We start from the raw sequence: 18,050 nt of genomic DNA, 5'->3' as shown, positions 1-18,050 counted from the left end.
TAGTTGTACTTACTTATTTTTTAATGTTGTATTTAACAGTTCGGCTTGTTGAATTGCTAATTGATCTTCCAAAATTGCTCCAGGTGTACTTCCTTGGCCAATAATATATCCTTCAAATGTTGCTCCAACAAATTCAAATATATGTTTAAATTGTAAAATTAATGGTAGTGCTTTAATTTTTGGCTGATCGCCACCAACAATTACGACATACATTTTTTTGTTTTTTATTTTTTCAGTGAATTGAAGATCTTTATCACGAAGACTTTGAGACCAACGATCAATAAAGTTTTTCATATATCCACTCATACCATACCAATATAAAGGCGTTGAAAAAATAATCGTCTCATGTTCTAGCATTTCTTTAATAATTTCCCCGTAATCATCATCAATTGGTTGGAAGCCCGTTGGCTCGTGTCTTTGGTCGTTAATCGCCTTAATATTTTTATGTCGTAATTGTACTTCCGTCTTTGCAACATCTTTTGTAATGAGATTTGTTAGTTGCTCTGTATTCCCGTTTTCCCTTGAACTACCATGAATGATAAACATACTGTTCCCACTCCTTTTTAAATAAATTATGATTGTAATTATGAATGATAACGATCTTAAAATAAAGTACGTACTAAAAAGTGCCTATAAAACGTATTGTTAATCGGGTAAATAGAACTAAGTTTGAATTTTTTATAACTGTTATTTATTTGAACTATAAAATATTTGTATGCTATATTTTATGAACCATTTACTATAATCTGTAAAATCATTGATAGGACAATGGATAGAATATCTAAAAATTGGGTAGTTTTGAAGTTTTCATTTGAACTAAAAAAGTTGAGTAAATTAACCGTTAATTTAATTAAATAGTTAAGAAGCAATGTTGGAGGATATATGAAAGAATATAATATGCCAATCGAAGCAGCGATTGAGGTAATTGGTGGTAAGTGGAAATGTATCATACTATGCCATTTAGAAACTGGTAAAAAGAGAACGAATGAGCTTAGAAAATTGATGCCTAAAATAACTCAAAAAATGTTAACACAACAATTAAGAGAGTTAGAAGCGGATGGACTTATTAATCGTATTGCTTATGATCAAATCCCACCAAAAGTGGAATACGAATTAAATGAATACGGTAAATCAATGAAACCAATTTTGGATCTCTTATGTGCATGGGGCGGAAATCATCTCAAGAAAAGCAAGACGAATTAAAAAATTTAGAAACGACAAAAAATTTATTTAATTTAAAATTTTATGAAGGAATTTAAAAAGAAGTGTAGAAATATTTATTTTAGAGACTACTATATAAATGTAAAATCGATTCATAAAACGATGATTACATTTATATAGTAGTAAAGGTTGTGTATTCGTTTTGGGAAATTACCATATATTTCCAAATGGTATTCTTGGCGAATTGTCACCTTGTTAAGAATTTTTTTTATGCGGTTTATTTGTTTTGTAAGCGTTTACTTAACGCTCTTACATAGTTTTTTCTTTTCTTTACAAAATTCGTATTTTATAGGGGGAAATTAAAATGAAACAAGATGAATTAAAACAAACAAATACTAGCTATGATGTTTTTCCAGTACAAGATGTACATCATTTAGAATTATATGTAGGTAACGCGAAACAAACAGCTTATTTCTTTGCAAACACTTTTGGATTTACACCAGTAGCATACTCTGGTTTAGAAACAAAAGTACGTGATAAAGTTTCTTACGTATTAAAAAATGGTACGATTCGTCTAGTTATTACTGGAACTTTAAAAGAAGATTCTAAAATTGCTGACTTTATTAAAAAACATGGCGATGGTGTTAAAGATATCGCTTTATTAGTAGATGATATTGAAACAGCTTATCAAGGTGCAGTAAGCCGTGGAGCTATTAAAATTTTACCTCCAACTGAAGTTAGTGATGAATATGGTACAGTTAAAAAAGCTGTAATCGGAACTTATGGTGATACAATTCACACATTAATCGAAAAAGGCGACTACAACGGTCCTTTCTTACCAGGATATAAAGATCGTGCGTTCACAATTCCAGTAAATGAAACAGGATTAATCGCATTAGACCATGTAGTTGGTAACGTTGAAAGAATGGAAGAATGGGTTTCTTACTATGAAAATGTAATGGGATTCCAATCAATGATCCATTTCGACGATGACGATATTAGTACTGAGTATTCTGCATTAATGTCAAAAGTTATGACAAATGGAAGCAGAATTAAATTCCCAATTAATGAGCCAGCTGAAGGTAAAAAGAAATCACAAATTCAAGAGTACCTAGACTATAACAATGGACCAGGCGTACAACATATTGCTTTATTAACTGAGGATATTGTTGATACAGTTACTAAACTTAGAGCTCTAGGTGTGGAATTCTTAAAAACACCAGATACGTATTATGATATGTTAACAGAACGCGTTGGAAAAATTGATGAAGATATTGAGAAATTAAGAGAATTAAAGATTTTAGTTGACCGTGATGATGAAGGGTATTTATTACAAATCTTCACTCGTCCAATCGTTGACCGTCCAACTTTATTTATTGAAATTATTCAACGTAAAGGTGCTAGAGGATTCGGTGATGGTAACTTCAAAGCATTATTCGAATCAATCGAGCGTGAGCAAGAACTTCGAGGAAATCTATAAGGAGTTGTAACAATGGAAATTAGACCGGATACTTTACCATGGCAAGATGCTTATAAGCTGTTAATTGGTTCAGTGTTGCCTCGTCCGATTGCATTTGTTTCAACTGTAAACTCAGAAGGTGTAGCGAATGTTGCACCTTTTAGTTTCTTTACAGCGATTTGTGCTGACCCGATGCTAGTGTGCTTTGCACCAATGATTAGAGGTACAGACGGCGAGAAAAAGGACACATTAAAAAATATTGAACTGACAAAACGATTTATTATTAATATTGTAAGTGAAGAAATTTGCGAACAAGTTAATAATGCTGCCACAGATTTTCCATATGGAGTAGATGAATTTGAACAAGTGGGTCTTACAAAAATCGATGGGACAATGGTAAAAGTTCCTCGAGTTAAAGAAAGTCTAGTAGGACTAGAATGTGAGCTTCATGACCTACTACATTTTGGCGAGAACAAAGGTGCTGGAAGTTTAGTAATTGGTAAAGTTGTTAATGTTCATATAAATGATGAATTATATGCAGATGGCAAAATCAATACTGAAAAACTAAAACCAGTTGGCCGCCTTGCTGGACATTCATACACACGTGCTATTTCTGATACTTTTGCAATTGAAAGAAAAAGGTGAAGGCATGAAATTTATAACTTTTCAATATGATGGTAATGAGCGAGCAGGTTTATTAGTTGAAGATCAAGTAATTGATCTAAATAAAGCTAGTAATGGCAAAATCCCAGCAGATTTAATAACGATTCTAGAAAACTATGATAAATATAAAAATGAAATAGCAGAATTAACAGGAGAAGGTATTCCGCTTTCTTCCGTTCAATTGCGAGCACCATTACCTAAACCACAAAGTATCCGTGATTTTTATGCCTTTGAGGAGCATGTGAAAACTGCTCGTGGCAGAAGAGGTCTAGAGATGATACCTGAGTGGTATGACGTACCGGTTTTCTATTTTACGAATCATCGAGCGGTTGTTGGACCTGAAGATCACGTAAGCATTCCAGCTAATTGCAAAAAGATGGATTTTGAATTAGAAATCGCTTGTATTATCGGTAAAGAAGGAAAAGATATCTCAGTTGAAGAAGCTGATGATTATATTCTTGGCTATACAATATTGAATGACTGGAGTGCTAGAGATATTCAAGCACATGAAGTAAAGGTTGGTTTAGGTCCTTCTAAAGGTAAGGATTTTGCTACTTCTTTAGGACCTTGCATTGTAACAAAAGATGAAATTGAACAATTTAGAACGAATAAAAGCTATGATTTGAAGATGACAGCTGCAGTTAATGGAAAAGTCATTTCTACTGGCAATTTTTCTTCAATTTATTATTCCGTTCCAGAATTAATTTCTCATGCTTCAAAAAATGTAACACTATATCCAGGTGATGTAATTGGCTCCGGAACTGTTGGAACAGGTTGTATCTTAGAACTTGGCGAAGAAAAACATCGCTGGTTAGAAGATGGAGACGTCGTAGAGTTAAGCATTACAGGTTTAGGTACATTACGAAATACTGTTAGAAAGTGAGGGGAAGCGTATGTATTATCGTAGTCTTGGTAAAATTCCAAAGAAAAGACATATTCAATTTCGTAAAGAAGATGGGACATTATATAGAGAGCAGGTAATGGGTACAAAAGGATTTTCAGGTACTCAATCCATTTTATATCATAACAATATGCCTACATCAGTTAGTGAAACATCATTTTATAAATCACTTCAAATCGAATTTGAAGAACAAACATCCCTGCAACACCGACATATTCGTACAAACAATTTAGAGCGTACAGGTGATGCTTTAGAAGGAAGGGTATATGTTTTAGGTAACTCTGATCTTTTAATTGCAGTTGCAAACGTGACAGAAGAAAGCAAGCATTTTTATCGAAATGGTGAAGGAGATGAAATGTTCTTCGTCCATTACGGTTCAGGTGAAGTCCAAACAATGTTTGGAACAATTACTTACCATAAAGGGGATTATATTATGATCCCGATTGGAACAATTTACAAAGTAGTTCCGAATGCTGATACGAAGTTTTTAATTGTTGAGTCTAATAGCCAATTAACAACGCCAAGACGTTATCGAAATGAATATGGCCAAATGCTTGAGCATAGTCCATTTTGCGAACGTGATTTTAGAGGACCAGAAACACTAGAGACATACGATGAAAAAGGTGAATTTACTGTTTTAACTAGAGCAAGAGGAAACCTTTATAAACATATCTTAACACATCATCCTTTTGATGTAGTAGGATGGGATGGGTATTTATATCCATGGGCATTTAATATTGAAGATTTCGAACCAATTACAGGAAGAATTCATCAGCCACCTCCAGTACATCAAACATTCGAAGGTCATAATTTTGTAGTGTGCTCATTTGTTCCAAGGATGTATGATTACCATCCAGAAGCAATTCCGGCACCTTATGTACACAGTAATGTAAACAGTGATGAGGTACTTTACTATGTAGAAGGAAACTTTATGAGTAGAAAAGGAATTGAACAAGAATCGATTACATTACATCCATCAGGTATTCCACATGGACCACATCCAGGTAAAACTGAAGGTAGTATTGGAAAGAAAGAAACATTAGAACTAGCAGTTATGATTGATACATTTAGACCACTATATGTAGTAAAAGAAGCACATCAATATGAAGATCCGGCTTATATGGGTAGTTGGATTGAAAAGTAGAGTCTTTTGATTCTACTTTTTATTTGAATTTGAAATAAGCTATTTTCAACATACCTCAGGCAATATGGAACTAGATAATTTGCAATATTCTTGAAAATAGTACTAGATTAACAGCTTAATAATATGATAAACTGACAACATTATACAAAACTTTGAATAAAAGGAGAAATAAGTATGTACGTGAAACCACAAATTTTGACTCTTCAAGCATATACACCAGGTAAACCAAGTGAAGTAGTCATGCGTGAATATGGTCTAGACAAAGTAGTAAAACTTGCATCAAATGAAAATCCATTCGGATGTTCTCCTAAAGTTTTTGAAGAACTACGTAATGTAGTAAGTAAGTTTGCGATTTATCCAGATGGAGCAACAGAAGAAATTAGTAAGAAACTAGCAAATTTCTTAAATATACAGCCAGATCAATTAATATTCGGAAGTGGTGCTGACGAAGTTATTCAAATGATTAGTCGAGCGCTTCTAACGAAAGAACATAATGTTGTACAAGCATCTCAAACTTTTTCACAATATTCCCATCACGCGGTAATTGAAGGAGCTGAAGTTAGAGCTGTTCCTTTAGTTAAAGGTGTACATGATTTAGATGCTATGCTAGAACAAGTAGATGCGAATACTAAAATTGTTTGGATTTGTAATCCAAATAACCCAACAGGTACATATATTGGTAGCCGCAAATTAGTTGAGTTTTTAGAAAAAGTACCAAGTTCTACTTTTGTAGTTGTTGACGAAGCTTACGTTGAATATGTATCAGCATCAGATTTCCCTGATACAATCTCTTTACTAAATAAATTTGAAAATCTAATTGTTTTAAGAACATTTTCAAAAGCTTACGGCCTAGCATCATTTAGAATCGGTTATGGTATCGCAAATAGCAAATTAATTCAAGAATTAAATATTGCTAGACTTCCATTCAACACTTCAATGCTATCTCAAGTAGCAGCAATTGCAGCACTTGAAGACCAAGTCTTTATAAAAAACTGTGTGGAAGAAAATAAAAAAGGCATGGAACAATATGAAGAGTTTTTCGATAGTTATGGAATCGAATACTATCCATCACAAGCTAACTTTATATTTATCCCACTTGAAAATAGCCAAGAAATCTTTAAGGATCTAGAATCAAAAGGATACATTATCCGTGCGTTCCCTAATGGAATTCGAATTACAATTGGAACTGCTGCAGAAAATGAAGGTCTAATCTTACATTTGAAGCCAGCATTAACGAAAAATACTTCTACTATTTGATTAATTAGAAAATCGTCATTTTTAAAAATGACGGTTTTTGTTTTGTCTTAATATATTTTTTAAATTAAATGGTACATTAGTTAGATAAAAATTGACTGAATTTATATGAAAAACTTTGAAATTCCCCAAAATTATAAAAGTCGTTAAGTTGATATAATTAACTTATGAATATTTGAAGGGGGAATAATAATACAAAGCCTCGAAAAATCGAGGCTTTGACAACAAATTGAAAAAATCCTTTTTTACATGATTTTTTATTATTATTTTTTAACCACAGGTACCCAAAATTCCCCATAGAAAGTGCCGTCCACGTTAGCTTTGCGATAAGTCGCATTTGGACCGCCAACGTAAGCGTAGTCAGTGATTTGGGCCAAGACTTCGCCAAAAGCACGGTATGTTAGCTGATCAAACAAAGTTTCCTTGTCGCCATTTCCTGCGACCACGATGTACTCGCTTTCTGGAAACTCGATGATGCGAGTTGCGTCAGACACGGATTTGCCAGCTTCAACCGCAAAATAATTCCACGGTTTGCCTTGATATACTTCGTTGACTGACCATTCGCGATCGTCTTTTGCTGCGTCTTTGAGCTTATCAAAACGCCCGTCAGCCTTGAGTAAAGCCCAAAACTCAGCTTTTTCCTTTTGTAAAGCTTGCATGTCTTGGAAATTCGACTGGATTGAAAAACCATAAGCGGTCAATGTGAATGTTTTTTTATGTTCAAGTGTGTAATTTGCCATGTAAGTACTCCTTTTTTTTCAGATTTTTTTCTGAGAGGTCGGTTTCCGCTTCAAAATAACAACGAATTCCAAATTGGTCAAGTAAGAGCCCTCATTACCACCAAAAGCTTCCAGTGTATTCTGCCAAAATGTTCTCAGAATTAGAGACTTTTGCCCAAAGGGCGCTCTGTTCATGATGAATTTAGTGAGTTTTTCTTCTTAAAGTAGAGTCTGTCAAATTTGACAGACCTCGTTTTTTGATTTTGACAAATTTGACAGAGTTTAGCCTTCGACCTTTTTTACACGAAGCCACATTTCGCAGTAGAATTCACCGTTTTCATCTGCTTTGACAAATGTTGAGTTACCAGGACCAACGTATTTATAGTCTGTGATTTCTTGCAACATGCCGCTGAAAACCTTGCCTGTGATTTCATCAGCAAGGCGATCTTTGTTAGTGCCTGTGCCGTGCACGACCAGGTAGTCGCCAGCGAGGAAATCAAGGACGACCGCGCCTACAACGTCGAACTCACCCATCACGCCAAAGCCTCGCCAAGCCTTGTGGTCGATGCTGTAGTTGATTTGATATTCTTGCCCGTCAGCTATCGCGAGAAGTTCAGCTAGCTTACCATTTTCAGTGATTTCAGCTTTTTTCGCTGCAGTTTTTGCTGCATTACCTGCCCAGTCGTTGTAGTCTTCAAGTGAAACACCGAAGGCAGTCATTTTGTAGTTTTCTGAGATTGTTTTAATTGAGTATTTAGACATTTTGCTCTCTCCTTAGTGGATTTATTCTTTACAAGATGATTCTATTAGCCAAATGTATCAAAAAATGATACTCTTTATCGAAAATCAAAAAAATAAAGTTTTAATAAACTTTTCCCCTTACATACTTTAAAAGACCTGGTCAGCACAAGCTGCTTTGCACTATATAGCATTTTTTATTTTGAGTAATTAAATGTAACTCTGTCATTAATGTTATTTAATTTGCTACATTTTTGATACAATAAAAATATGAAGAAAATAGAACGAGTGAACCTGATCATGCGCTACATAAATAATCGCGCACATTTTACGATTGCCGAGATTCAGCGTGAGTTCAAGATATCCCGCGCGACGGCAATCCGCGACATTAACGAGATTCAGGCTATGGGATTTCCGCTGACGTCCGAGCTTGGTCGTGGTGGTGGCTACTATGTCCTGCAAAATCAGTATCTGCCCGCCACCCGCTTCACGGCAGAAGAGCTGAAGGCGATGTTTATCAGCTTTATCGCCTCGAAAAATTCGCAGCTGCCTTATCTGCAAAATCGTCGCTCAATCACTGAAAAACTCATCGGCATCGCGTCGCAAACCCAGCAAGACGAGTTGATCGAGTTGAATAATATCTTGCTTTTTGAAAATACAAATCCTGCCAATCCGAATCTTTTGGAACTCGATGACGCTGCGCCTACGGAGCTGAATAAACTGATTACTCTTGCTGTACGGGATAAGCATTTGCGCGTGACTTATGAGCTGACTCCTGGCTTGCCAGAGTTGATGGACGTTTTTTTATTGCATATTTTTAACTCGAACGCTCAGTGGCTGGTTGAGGTTTATGATTTCGATTCGGATGAGTTTCGTTATTTACCTGTTGAGATGCTGCGGGATTCTGCAATTTCTGAGCAGGAGATGAAATGGTCTGAGCAAGAGATTTTAAACAAAAAACTGATTTATGCACGTGAGTCCAATCTAGTTGTGAAGCTTGATTCAACTGGGATTCAGCGCTTTAAGCGTATGCACCCGCCGGGTATTGTTTTGTCATTTACTGGGATGTTTCAGTCGAGTGGGATTTTCAATGTTCAGCTGGATGTAACCGATGTTGAGGCGATAGAGTATTATGCGGATTGGCTTTTGTTTTTGGGAAAAGGGGTCGAATTTGAGAGGATTCCTAATGAGCTGCGCGTGATTTTGGAAGAGCGATTAGCCAATTTAAAATTTCCTTGAGTATTATTTGAGATTTTTTAAGATTATCTGACTCTATTTTCAAAGGCTCTGTTAAAGAAGATTGTTGATTTTCTTATTCAACTATCCTGAAAATATAAATCAATAATTACACTTTTTTGGCAATACGAAACTAGACCCTGTCTATTTTATTTTTAGGCTGTTTTCGTATAGATTGTTGTTTTTTCCACATACTAATTGAACGTTGATATAATCAGTTCTATAGGAGGCGTTTATTGATGTGGGAAAATGTATACGAGGGTTTCAACGAACTAACTAAGTCACAGCAAATGGCATTATTTAAGGCCATAAAACAAGATTTGTTTCCAGAAAGTCCTGATAGATTTGATAAATTACTCAGATCTATACGTGAAGCTCGATTTTCTTCAGGTATAGGTTGCGTTCATTGTGGAAGTACGTCTGTAAAACGCAATGGGAAATATCGTTCAAGGCAACGTTATTTATGTAAGGATTGCAATAAAACTTTCAATGATATGACTAATACTCCTTTTTCAGGCTCTAAATATCCAGAAAAATGGGTGAAATATTTTGAGCTTATGATTGAGGGTGTTACTTTACCCAAGATCGCTAAACGCTTAAAAATACATATCTCCACTGCATTTTATTGGAGACATAAAATCTTGAACGCACTAGGGAGCCTCGGCTTCAAACAGTTAGAAGGTATTGTCGAGAGTGATGAAACATTCTTTCGTGAGTCATTAAAAGGCCGCCGCGTAATCAATCATAGAAAAGCAAAAAAAAGAGGAGAAAAGGATAAAAAAAGAGGAATTTCCAATCTTAAGGTTGCTGTCGTAGTGGCTCAAGACCGTAATGGAAATATGATTGCACGCAAAGCAGGGACAGGGCGGGTTAAAGCTGAAGAAATTGATGCAGTGATAGGTGATTTTATTCACCCATCTGCTTTGTTATGCACTGATACTGCAACAAACTATAAAAAATTCGCTAAGATAAAAGGCTTGCTGCACGAGACGATTAATGAACGTCAGCAGCAACGTGTAAAAAAAGGTATATATCATATACAGCACGTTAATAACTTCCACAACAGACTAAAGGGTTGGTTGGAGCGTTTTCAAGGAGTCGGAACATATTATCTGGATAATTACCTTAACTGGTTTCGCTGGCTAGAAATAGGAAAGAATTTGGCATTTGATAAACGAGTTGAACAAATGATTATCTCAGCTTGCCAAAGATCAAATTATTATACTGTTGAAATGATCAGAAGTTAACCGCCTTTGGTAATTTGTTGTACAAAAAACTCTCAGAGCATTTTTACTCTAAGCGTTATAATACAAGTGATCCGGCTACTCCATTAAAGCCCCCCCTATTTAAATTAGGATCCTTACATATAATTTTCTGAAATTTACTAGAATATCAAACTTTGCTAACCTGTTTGCGAGCTAACAAACTTGGGATCCTTTCTTACTTTCTCTATATTGCACTACTTTAAATGATAAAATTGCTTTAATTTTTCATCAAACTCTTTCCAAGTAAATAAAGTGTATGGTGCTTCCATATTTAATATTGTTTTTACATCTTCATCTACTACTTCAATCCGTTTTGTTGGGTCATCTTTTTTTCCTGCTGGGAAAATTGCCAATTTGTTTATTTCTTTACTTCCATTTTCCCAAGTCCACTCTTTAAGTGGTAATTGCCTGATTTTTTCTTTAGAAGGTAATACCTTACCTTCCCAATCACAAACTTCAAAGAGGGGGTATCTATCTCCATTCCATTGTTCAATAATGCCAATTACCTTCAGAATAATATAATTTCCTGATAGTAATTGATAACTAATGGCATCACCAGCTTTTAAATATGTATCAGTTATAAACCTCTTTGGTACTTTTTTAGCTTGTGGTTGAGGTAAATTTAATTGTTCTTTTAGTTTAAGTAGAACTGCTTGACGTTTCTTTTTTAGTTTAGGGTCTTCTTCCCAACGTACAAGATCATTACCACTATCGATAATTTGAAGTGCTTTATATTTTACTTCGTCTTGGAGTCTTCCTAATTTCCATTGTATTAAAGCAAACGATAACCAAAAAGCTGTGATCTCTTCTTCATCTAGCTCATTTTGAAATTCATCAATTACTAATCTACTTGCTTCTTCACTTGAGTAATTATCGCCTAATAAGTCTTTATATCTTAAGCTAACATCTTCGGCTATATCGTCGGATAAAATTGCTACTCCCCAAGCACCCAATCTGCATCGCTCCCTATTTATTTATAAATATATATCTAGGTAGTTGGTACATATAACGTATTTAATAATTTATATACATTGACTTAATATCCACGTTCGTTGAAGATGAAATAACTTCAATTCTTCCACAATCCTGCCCGTTTGTATAATTCGAACCACTTATATTTTATCATAAAATACAAGTGGTTTGTTTTTAATCCAGAGAGCAACAATCTTTCAGAAAACAGCCTATTTTTAAAAACGGGTCTTTTTTTAATAAATTTATTTAGATCAAATTAAGCTATTGCTTCAATTGAAACTTTACATCCAAGAGTCTCTAATCGTTTAATAGATTGCTTGATAACAATTTCTTTCTTCCGTTTATCAAAGTAATCTGCGCCCAATTCAATATAGGGGACTCTTCTGTTTAAAATGTGATAAGCAATAGTTAATATAGTGTGTCCAACCGCGACTGCTGCTCGTTTTTTTCCAATTCGTGCAGCTAAACGCTGGTACTGAGCAGAAAGATAGGTGTTTTTAGTCTTTGCTGCTGAATGAGCTGCTTCGACAAGTGCTGAGCGTAATTTTTTATTACCTTTTCTTGTTTTTCCAGACTTTTTTTTTCCAGCACTTTCATTGTTTCCAGGGACCATCCCAGCCCACGAACATATATGCGGAGCTGAAGGGAATTGATTTGCAATTTCCATACCGATTCCGATTTCAGCCAAAAGTTGTTCGGCATGACCTCTACCTATTCCAGGAATCGTATCAAGTAATTCAATATCTTCTTCATAAGGCTGCATACGTTGTTGGACTTCTACACTTAAGAGTTCAATCTGTTGATCAATAAATTCAATGTGTGAGAGTTGTGTTTTTAACATCATTTTTTGATGAGGTCCGACGGAACCTACTAATGCACGTTCCAATTGATCCTTTTTCTTCTTCAAACTTCTTTTAGCTAAACTGGATAAAATTTCAGGATCATTTACACCGTTAATAATTGCTTCAATCATCGCACGACCTGAGACACCCATTATGTCAGATGCAACCGAGGACAGTTTAATATTTGCACCTTCAAGAACTTTTTGAATTCTACTAATCTCCCTAGCTCTTTCCTCAACGAGACTGCGACGGTAACGAACTAACTCACGTAGTTCTCTTTGTTCCCGATTAGGGACATAACTGTGTTGAAGAAGACCATGACGAAGTAACTTCGCAATCCATTCTGCATCTTTTACGTCGGTTTTTCGTCCTGGTACAGCCTTGATATGAGCTGCGTTTACAACCATCGGTTGTATTTCCTCAAGTTCAAGTAGATTGTAAATTGGCTTCCAATATACACCTGTACTTTCCATGGCAACTTGAGTACAACCTTTAGTTTTAATCCAATCCACCATTTGAAATAGGTCATGTGTCATTGTACCGAAGGTTTTTATTTCTTTACCTTTTGGTGTAATTGCACAAGCAGTAATGCTCTTTTTGTGAACATCAAGTCCACAGCAGTGATTATTAACAACGTCCATTCATATTATCCTTCCTAGGCTGATTAAAAATTAAGGCTGGTGCAACAACCATATTAGATTAATCTATCCTGCGTGCTTCTCTATTGAGAGCAACAATTTGTGGTGCACCTGGTCGTAGTGAATCAGTCTACCATGCGGGCTTAAAGCACCATAGTTGATCGACCTTCCTTCGCCAGCCGTATTAACAGGATTGACAGGGTGGTCGGGAGATAGACTAGTATAAAAAACATTTTCATTCATTTGATGGTGCCGCAGACGCGGCATGGATGTCTATCATGAAAATTAGTTTCTTCATCAACAGATAAATGACAATACTAAAGAAAACTCTGCTCAATCTTAAAAAAAAGAGTAGAGTTAACTAAAAAGCCTAGTGATTACAGTTGACTGGATAAAAGTCAGTATCAGTATAGACACTTCCCATACATTTTCATTCGCTGTGGTGCAGCGCTTGCGCTGCATGGGTGGCTAAATGGCAGTTTAGTTGCATAAGAATTATCTTAAATTCTATCTAAAAAAGGTAAAAATTCCCCAAATTACAAATACATCTCAAATGATATAATTAAATAAAAAAATTTGGAGATACAAATGAAAATAAAGAAATATTTTATTCCTGTACTACTACTAATAATGTTAGTTGCCATTTATTTAAGGATAACGCATAAAATTAGTCCTAGTACTTTTGGATTAATTGGTCTACTTTTTGCTACCATAGGATTCATACGTAATCAATTTTTTAAAACTATAAAAACAGAAGAAAAGCCAATTACAGACTTAAAAAATCATTTTAACCCGATTAAAAAAAGGTATGACTATACTGTTGGATTGGTAATGTTTTTGGGGATTTTTTACTTATTTATACTGATTTTCAGTTTTTTAGTTCCCTTGTTCAACTAATGTTGTGTAAAAGTTAAAGAACTTAATTGAGTCGATCAAGGCTCTTTTTTCATTACATTACGTTTATAAAAAACAACGGAATTTTGGAGGGGAATTGCTTGAATGCTACGCCAGCTATAATAATTGGATTTCTATTGGTAGCTTATTCACTATATACACGAAAAAAGAAGTGATATGTTCTTGTATAAATAAAAGCAAAATATCTTATGCAACTAACGCTTGCGTTAGTTCAATATTATTTGATAATGGGTGTTATTATTTAAGTGGTTCATCTGGAGGTAAAAATGAATAAAAATATAGACTTAGAAAAAAGAAAAATAAGCGATTTTTCTTTTTTTGATGTTAAATTAATTACTGATTTTCATTTAAAAATGTTTAAAGAGGCATTTGAAAAGAAAGCTGTTCTTGATATTGAATTTGTAATTGAAAGAACTGGAACTTGGTATAAAACAATTATTAGGTTTTATGATCCTCAAAAAATCAAATTTGAAGCTGGTGGAAACTTTCTCCAAATATCGTTAGATATAATAGACATTAGCGAACGGAGATGGGAGAATTTAAGTCTTGAAGTGACGGATTTTGAAGACGATAGATTACATTTTTATTGTTCAAAAGCTGAAGTTTTAGATATAAGAAAAACATCATATAGTATTTAACTTATTCAACTAACGCAGTGCTTTAGTTGAACAACATGATCGACTGTATGGTCGATTTTTTTATTGAGCTAAATGGAAGATTAGTTGAACAAGAAATTTTACTTTCAGAAATTAAAAGATCATAAGTGGGTTATTAAATTAATCTTAATCTATAACTAAAGGGAGCATTTCTTTAAAAAAAGGATGCCCATATGTTTTATCAATATGCAGTAACAATTCGAAGCCCAGGTCATACCCTATGATAAAGGATTTTCAATGATAAATTCCATAGAAGGGGAGTATTATGATGGAAAACCGAACCATTAATCAAGTGGGCGGAAATGTGCCACAGCCTATCCGAAGTGATGGAGCTGGAGGAATCGACTCAGGCCCGCGGAATGTTTTGAGAGATATTCAAAATCCGAATATGCTCGTCCCCCCTATTACAGATGCAGGTTTAGTTCCTAATTTGAAATTCTCATTTTCAGACACTTCTATGACATTAAATCACGGGGGATGGTCACGAGAGATCACCGCTCGGGAACTTCCGATAGCGACTACTCTTGCTGGAGTAAATATGAGCTTAACGGCAGGCGGAGTTCGTGAACTCCATTGGCATAAACAGGCAGAATGGTCTTATATGCTATTGGGACGGGCGCGTATAACCTCGGTTGACCAACAAGGACGAAATTTTATTGCCGACGTGGGCCCAGGCGATCTATGGTACTTCCCCCCAGGTATCCCACATTCGATTCAAGGGCTGGAACATTGCGAATTTCTACTCGTCTTCGATGACGGAAACTTTTCCGATCTTTCCACCTTATCTATCTCCGACTGGTTTGCACATACTCCAAAAGATGTTCTGTCGGCCAATTTCGGAGTACCAGAGAGTGCTTTTAACTCCATTCCTTCTAAACAGGTATATATCTATCAGGGGGAGGTACCAGGTTCAATGAAAAGTCAAGAAGTCCAGTCACCCTACGGAGAAGTCCCGTTAACCTTCAAGCACGAACTGTTGAAACAAACACCCATCAAAACGCCTGGTGGTAGTGTACGAATTGTAGATTCTTCTAACTTTCCAATTTCTAAAACAATTGCAGCAGCACTTGTTGAGATTGAACCGGGTGCAATGAGAGAACTTCATTGGCATCCCACTAACGACGAGTGGCAGTATTACCTTACCGGACAAGGGCGAATGACTGTATTTACTGGAAACGGATCAGCTCGCACATTTGACTATCGGGCTGGTGATGTCGGATACGTACCCTTTGCTACTGGACACTATATTCAAAACACTGGTACCGAAACATTATGGTTTTTAGAGATGTTCAAAAGCAACCGTTTTGAAGACTTGTCACTGAATCAATGGATGACACTAACTCCAAATGAATTAGTACAAAGTAACTTAAATGTAGGACCAGAATTAATAAGTGCTTTACGCAAAGAGAAATGGCCTGTAGTGAAATATCCTGGTTTTTCCTATATACCTAAATGATTGAAAAAGCATTACAAATTATATGACCTATTGGCAGGTTGGCGGTTGACATGGGAAGCGTATTTATATCAATATTTGGTTCTGTGATCGTAGCTGTCGGAACGATTTCAGCTGCACTCGGTTCTACGCCATTGTACTTTATAAAAAGTAATTTGCGAAATGACTTAAATTTATTGGGAAATGTTTTACAGGCAGGTGGAAATGCTTTACAAGCTGATGTACAAGGGAATGTCCTAAGAACAGTTGGGAAGGAATTTCAGTCAATTGGAAATTCTATTGTAGTTACGGGATTGGTTATTGACTTTAAAAAAGAAATAGACCAAAAACTATTCATCACTGGTAACTGGATACAAGCTTTAGGTGGAGCAATTAATTTTGGCCATGGACTTGAGCTCGCCCCCTTTCCTGGGCATTCAGAAAACCTTATAGGAAACTTTTTGCAAGCCACAGGAAACTCATTGCAGGCTATAGGTGGAACATATGAATTAAATAAAAGCGGAAACAACGATGATGACAATGAAAATGGAAATTCATTTAGTCCTGATGGAGTAGTAAATAAAAAGAAAAAGAATGGTTTTGGTTATGAGCCTTATTTAAAAAATAAAAATGAGAATTCAGAAACATTAGTAGTGACAGGTAGTTGGATCCAAGCAATAGGATCAGTCATTTCGGTGATTGGGACAATAAAAGAAGCTACTCAAGATATGCAATTGAATAGTCCGTAAGATTTCTAGTCTTCTTTAAGACAAAATTATAAACGCACCTTTAAAAAATAAACGTTACTATCTTATTGAACTAACGCATGCTTTAGTTGAATAAGCATTAAAAAGACTGTTTGGTGAAAACAGTTTTTTTTAGTACGCAAAAAATCAACATTTTAGTTTAACAGAGCCTTTTCAAAAGGAAGGGTTCTAAAAATATAAATTTTAATGAATATTTTTGTTTCAACTAACGCATGCGTTAGTCAATTGTTAAAGGCTGCTTCGGCAGTCTATTTTTAATTTATCAATCTTTTCATTTCTTTTTTGGTCCAATGTTATTTTTGCATTCATGAATTTAATTACTTTAATCACAAATTAAATACCGATACCAGATAGAACTAACTTAAAAATCAATATCACAAATAGTTGTTTGATCTTTTGTAAAAACATATAAAATACTTCCATCATATAAATCAACTGCAACGTAATCTTTAAGCGTTAGTTAAATAAGAATATATAAAATAGTTAGCTTTTAAAGATAAATAGATCTGTTTAATCATCCTTCACTCAGGGGCAATGCCTTATAACATATAATAATTTTGTGATTTACAAGCAATTGTTGGTTAACATATTTTATAAACTGCATATATTAATGTTAGTCAGTACTGACTTTATTATAGTGAGGTGTGAACTAATAGCCATGTCTTCAAATCGAAAACAAGATACAACAGAAAAAATCATAACTGCAGCGATAGAGCTTTTTTCTAAAAACGGATATAACGGGGTTACAACTGAGGCAATTGCAAAAGAAGCTGGGTTTAGTGAGAAGACCCTATTTAGACATTTTAAAAGTAAGCAAAACTTATTGGAGCAAGCAATTGATCGATATCATTATGCTGAGGAAATGCGAGCCATTTTTGAAAGTAAGCTCAACTGGAACCTCAATGATGATTTACTGTTAATTAGCCAAAATTATCATAAAATTATGTATCGTAATCGAAAATTGCTCCGAATCATTATGAAAGTAGGAGAGAATGTTCCTGGCTTGCGCGAGTATTCTCACAGACATCCACAGACATTAAAAGAATTTTTAATTAACTATTTTGCAGAAATGGCAAATAGAAAAAATATTATTTCCGTTGATTCAGAAAAAGTTGCGATAACCTTTCTTTATATGAATTATGGATTGGCTCATGGAAGAATGAGCGAAGATCCTGCATTTACTAGCGAAAGGTTCACTAAATTAATTGAAGAAAGTGTAGCATTATTTACTAGGGGATTAACTCCCTAGTATGTTTTCCACCCCAAAATGTCAGTCAGTACAGACTTT

At 35.0% G+C, this 18,050-nt stretch carries 18 protein-coding genes; 13 read left to right on the top strand and 5 right to left on the bottom strand.

Annotated features, from left to right (window positions below):
- Positions 1-9 precede the first annotated feature (9 nt).
- Complete coding sequence (locus B6K90_RS11350; protein ID WP_088012863.1) at positions 10-546, bottom strand: flavodoxin family protein; 537 nt, start codon at positions 544-546, stop codon at positions 10-12.
- Between the two features lie 336 nt (positions 547-882).
- Between B6K90_RS11350 and B6K90_RS11345 the strand changes: the two genes are divergently transcribed.
- The 6 genes from B6K90_RS11345 (at position 883) to hisC (ending at position 6,585) form a co-directional block, all read left to right on the top strand.
- Positions 883-1,203 carry a winged helix-turn-helix transcriptional regulator gene (locus B6K90_RS11345; protein ID WP_088012861.1) on the top strand — a complete coding sequence of 107 codons (321 nt, stop codon included), beginning with the start codon at positions 883-885 and terminating at the stop codon, positions 1,201-1,203.
- Positions 1,204-1,525: 322 nt separating this feature from the next.
- Positions 1,526-2,641 carry a 4-hydroxyphenylpyruvate dioxygenase gene (hppD, locus tag B6K90_RS11340; RefSeq protein WP_088012860.1) on the top strand — a complete coding sequence of 372 codons (1,116 nt, stop codon included), beginning with the start codon at positions 1,526-1,528 and terminating at the stop codon, positions 2,639-2,641.
- A gap of 12 nt (positions 2,642-2,653) precedes the next feature.
- Positions 2,654-3,265, top strand: a complete 612-nt coding sequence (locus tag B6K90_RS11335) for a flavin reductase family protein (protein ID WP_088012859.1) — start codon at positions 2,654-2,656, stop codon at positions 3,263-3,265.
- Positions 3,266-3,269: 4 nt separating this feature from the next.
- Positions 3,270-4,166, top strand: coding sequence for a fumarylacetoacetate hydrolase family protein (locus B6K90_RS11330; protein WP_088012857.1), 897 nt, complete (start codon positions 3,270-3,272; stop codon positions 4,164-4,166).
- A 10-nt stretch (positions 4,167-4,176) separates the two neighbouring features.
- Positions 4,177-5,328 (top strand): homogentisate 1,2-dioxygenase, encoded by a 1,152-nt coding sequence (locus tag B6K90_RS11325; protein WP_088012856.1) that lies wholly within the window; start codon positions 4,177-4,179, stop codon positions 5,326-5,328.
- A 174-nt stretch (positions 5,329-5,502) separates the two neighbouring features.
- Positions 5,503-6,585 carry a histidinol-phosphate transaminase gene (gene hisC / locus B6K90_RS11320; protein WP_088012855.1) on the top strand — a complete coding sequence of 361 codons (1,083 nt, stop codon included), beginning with the start codon at positions 5,503-5,505 and terminating at the stop codon, positions 6,583-6,585.
- Between the two features lie 260 nt (positions 6,586-6,845).
- Here the strand turns inward: hisC and B6K90_RS11315 are convergent, their stop codons facing one another.
- Positions 6,846-7,322: a GyrI-like domain-containing protein gene (locus tag B6K90_RS11315; RefSeq protein ID WP_088012854.1), complete on the bottom strand. Its 477-nt coding sequence runs from the start codon at positions 7,320-7,322 to the stop codon at positions 6,846-6,848.
- A 261-nt stretch (positions 7,323-7,583) separates the two neighbouring features.
- A complete protein-coding gene (locus tag B6K90_RS11310) occupies positions 7,584-8,063 on the bottom strand; it encodes a hypothetical protein (protein ID WP_088012853.1) in 480 nt (159 codons plus the stop codon).
- A gap of 246 nt (positions 8,064-8,309) precedes the next feature.
- Here B6K90_RS11310 and B6K90_RS11305 point away from each other — a divergent pair, with 246 nt between their 5' ends.
- Positions 8,310-9,278 carry a helix-turn-helix transcriptional regulator gene (locus tag B6K90_RS11305; RefSeq protein ID WP_235821788.1) on the top strand — a complete coding sequence of 323 codons (969 nt, stop codon included), beginning with the start codon at positions 8,310-8,312 and terminating at the stop codon, positions 9,276-9,278.
- Between the two features lie 236 nt (positions 9,279-9,514).
- Positions 9,515-10,522 (top strand): IS1595 family transposase, encoded by a 1,008-nt coding sequence (locus tag B6K90_RS11300; protein ID WP_088012850.1) that lies wholly within the window; start codon positions 9,515-9,517, stop codon positions 10,520-10,522.
- 212 nt (positions 10,523-10,734) lie between these two features.
- On the opposite strand, the gene B6K90_RS11295 is transcribed toward B6K90_RS11300, so the two are convergent.
- Both B6K90_RS11295 and B6K90_RS11290 read right to left on the bottom strand, forming a co-directional pair.
- Positions 10,735-11,493: a hypothetical protein gene (locus B6K90_RS11295; RefSeq protein ID WP_088012849.1), complete on the bottom strand. Its 759-nt coding sequence runs from the start codon at positions 11,491-11,493 to the stop codon at positions 10,735-10,737.
- Positions 11,494-11,768: 275 nt separating this feature from the next.
- Complete coding sequence (locus B6K90_RS11290) at positions 11,769-12,995, bottom strand: IS110 family RNA-guided transposase (RefSeq protein WP_088012848.1); 1,227 nt, start codon at positions 12,993-12,995, stop codon at positions 11,769-11,771.
- 585 nt (positions 12,996-13,580) lie between these two features.
- On the opposite strand from B6K90_RS11290, the gene B6K90_RS11285 reads away from it, so the two are divergent.
- The 5 genes from B6K90_RS11285 to B6K90_RS11265 all read left to right on the top strand — a co-directional run bounded on the left by B6K90_RS11285 (position 13,581) and on the right by B6K90_RS11265 (position 18,011).
- On the top strand, positions 13,581-13,889 hold the full coding sequence (locus B6K90_RS11285) for a hypothetical protein (RefSeq protein WP_088012847.1): 309 nt from the start codon (positions 13,581-13,583) through the stop codon (positions 13,887-13,889).
- Positions 13,890-14,173: 284 nt separating this feature from the next.
- Positions 14,174-14,545 (top strand): hypothetical protein, encoded by a 372-nt coding sequence (locus B6K90_RS11280; protein ID WP_088012846.1) that lies wholly within the window; start codon positions 14,174-14,176, stop codon positions 14,543-14,545.
- A 286-nt stretch (positions 14,546-14,831) separates the two neighbouring features.
- The gene (locus B6K90_RS11275; protein WP_088012845.1) at positions 14,832-16,019 is read left to right on the top strand and encodes an oxalate decarboxylase family bicupin; all 1,188 of its coding nucleotides are present in this window, start codon (positions 14,832-14,834) and stop codon (positions 16,017-16,019) included.
- A gap of 50 nt (positions 16,020-16,069) precedes the next feature.
- The gene (locus B6K90_RS11270) at positions 16,070-16,744 is read left to right on the top strand and encodes a DUF6944 family repetitive protein (protein WP_088012844.1); all 675 of its coding nucleotides are present in this window, start codon (positions 16,070-16,072) and stop codon (positions 16,742-16,744) included.
- A 676-nt stretch (positions 16,745-17,420) separates the two neighbouring features.
- Complete coding sequence (locus tag B6K90_RS11265; RefSeq protein WP_088012842.1) at positions 17,421-18,011, top strand: TetR/AcrR family transcriptional regulator; 591 nt, start codon at positions 17,421-17,423, stop codon at positions 18,009-18,011.
- The last annotated feature ends 39 nt before the right edge of the window (positions 18,012-18,050 follow it).

Source organism: Gottfriedia acidiceleris (assembly GCF_002128425.1).
Taxonomy (GTDB): domain Bacteria; phylum Bacillota; class Bacilli; order Bacillales; family Bacillaceae_G; genus Gottfriedia; species Gottfriedia acidiceleris.
This window is presented reverse-complemented; position numbering and strand designations above follow the sequence as displayed.

Bases quoted from the DNA above. Each gene is read 5' to 3' on its own strand.
- B6K90_RS11350 (WP_088012863.1), bottom strand. From the start codon at position 546: ATGTTTATCATTCATGGTAGTTCAAGGGAAAACGGGAATACAGAGCAA.
- B6K90_RS11345 (WP_088012861.1), top strand. From the start codon at position 883: ATGAAAGAATATAATATGCCAATCGAAGCAGCGATTGAGGTAATTGGT.
- hppD (WP_088012860.1), top strand. From the start codon at position 1,526: ATGAAACAAGATGAATTAAAACAAACAAATACTAGCTATGATGTTTTT.
- B6K90_RS11335 (WP_088012859.1), top strand. From the start codon at position 2,654: ATGGAAATTAGACCGGATACTTTACCATGGCAAGATGCTTATAAGCTG.
- B6K90_RS11330 (WP_088012857.1), top strand. From the start codon at position 3,270: ATGAAATTTATAACTTTTCAATATGATGGTAATGAGCGAGCAGGTTTA.
- B6K90_RS11325 (WP_088012856.1), top strand. From the start codon at position 4,177: ATGTATTATCGTAGTCTTGGTAAAATTCCAAAGAAAAGACATATTCAA.
- hisC (WP_088012855.1), top strand. From the start codon at position 5,503: ATGTACGTGAAACCACAAATTTTGACTCTTCAAGCATATACACCAGGT.
- B6K90_RS11315 (WP_088012854.1), bottom strand. From the start codon at position 7,322: ATGGCAAATTACACACTTGAACATAAAAAAACATTCACATTGACCGCT.
- B6K90_RS11310 (WP_088012853.1), bottom strand. From the start codon at position 8,063: ATGTCTAAATACTCAATTAAAACAATCTCAGAAAACTACAAAATGACT.
- B6K90_RS11305 (WP_235821788.1), top strand. From the start codon at position 8,310: ATGAAGAAAATAGAACGAGTGAACCTGATCATGCGCTACATAAATAAT.
- B6K90_RS11300 (WP_088012850.1), top strand. From the start codon at position 9,515: ATGTGGGAAAATGTATACGAGGGTTTCAACGAACTAACTAAGTCACAG.
- B6K90_RS11290 (WP_088012848.1), bottom strand. From the start codon at position 12,995: ATGGACGTTGTTAATAATCACTGCTGTGGACTTGATGTTCACAAAAAG.
- B6K90_RS11285 (WP_088012847.1), top strand. From the start codon at position 13,581: ATGAAAATAAAGAAATATTTTATTCCTGTACTACTACTAATAATGTTA.
- B6K90_RS11280 (WP_088012846.1), top strand. From the start codon at position 14,174: ATGAATAAAAATATAGACTTAGAAAAAAGAAAAATAAGCGATTTTTCT.
- B6K90_RS11275 (WP_088012845.1), top strand. From the start codon at position 14,832: ATGGAAAACCGAACCATTAATCAAGTGGGCGGAAATGTGCCACAGCCT.
- B6K90_RS11270 (WP_088012844.1), top strand. From the start codon at position 16,070: ATGGGAAGCGTATTTATATCAATATTTGGTTCTGTGATCGTAGCTGTC.
- B6K90_RS11265 (WP_088012842.1), top strand. From the start codon at position 17,421: ATGTCTTCAAATCGAAAACAAGATACAACAGAAAAAATCATAACTGCA.